The organism is Mycobacterium gordonae, assembly GCF_002101675.1.
Classification (GTDB): Bacteria; Actinomycetota; Actinomycetes; order Mycobacteriales; family Mycobacteriaceae; genus Mycobacterium; species Mycobacterium gordonae.
Map to the genome: position 1 here is coordinate 1 of NZ_LQOY01000075.1, position 1,133 is coordinate 1,133.

The window sequence follows — 1,133 nt, forward strand, 5'->3', positions numbered from 1 at the left end:
ACTAGTGTCCTGAGTCATTAATTCTAGTGCAGTAGTTGCCGATGCTGGCCAGGATTTGGTCGGCGGTCTTGGTCCAGACGTAGGGGCGCGGGTTGTCGTTCCAGGTGGCGATCCAGGAGCGGATGTCGGCGTTGAGTTGTCGGACTGAGGTGTGGGTGGCGCGGCGCAGTTTCTTGGTGGTCAATTCTGAGAACCAGCGTTCGACGAGGTTGAGCCACGACGAGCTGGTCGGGGTGAAGTGCAGTACGAACCTGGGATGGTTTGTCAGCCAACGCTTCACCGCTGGGGTCTTGTGGGTGGAGGCATTGTCAAGCACGACGTGGCAGTCCAGGTCGGTGGGGACCTCGGCATCGATTTTCTTCAGGAACGCCAGAAACTCCTGGGAGCGGTGCCGCGAATGCAGTGAGCCGATGACCTTGCCGGTGGTCAGGTCCAGTGCCGCATACAGGCTCGAAGTGCCGTGACGCACGTAGTCATGGGTGGCGCGTGCCGGGATGCCGGGCAGCATCGGGAACACCGGCGCAGTGCGGTTGAGCGCCTGGATCTGCGTCTTCTCATCGACACAGAGCACCACGGCACGCTCGGGGGGATCCAGATACAGCCCAACGACGTCGCGGACCTTCTCGACGAACAACGGATCTTTGGACAACTTCCATGAATCCTGTTTATGCGGCGCCAATCCGAACGCTCTCCACACCCGCGAGACCATCGACTGACTCAAGCCCAACTGCTGCGCCATCGAGCGTGTCGACCAATGCGTGGCATCTGGTGGTGTGGTCTCCAACGTCGCGGTAATCAAATCTTTGATCCGCTCATCGCCCACCACTCGGGGCCGGCCCGGCCGAGGCTCGTCGAGCAGACCGTCGAGGCGGTCGACGACGAACCGGTTACGCCACCGGCGCACCGTTGTGATCGACAACCCGAGCCGCTCAGCGAGCTCAGTGTTGGAACCGCCATCGGCTGCTGCCAACACAATTCGCGACCGCATCGCCAGGCCGGCGGCACTGGTCCGGCGCCGCGCCCAACCCTCCAACTCGGCCCGCTCATCGGCGGTCAACACAATCACGGCAGCATGTGGCGTCGGCACAACCCAGTCTAACAACTAGATTGCAACTAATGACTCAGGACACTAG

At 61.6% G+C, this 1,133-nt stretch carries 1 protein-coding gene; it reads right to left on the bottom strand.

Annotation, left to right across the window (positions count from 1 at the left end; translation table 11 throughout):
• Nucleotide 1: 1 nt before the first annotated feature.
• On the bottom strand, nt 2–1,087 hold the full coding sequence (locus tag AWC08_RS12115; RefSeq protein WP_069435491.1) for an IS630 family transposase: 1,086 nt from the start codon (nt 1,085–1,087) through the stop codon (nt 2–4).
• Nucleotides 1,088–1,133 lie beyond the last annotated feature (46 nt).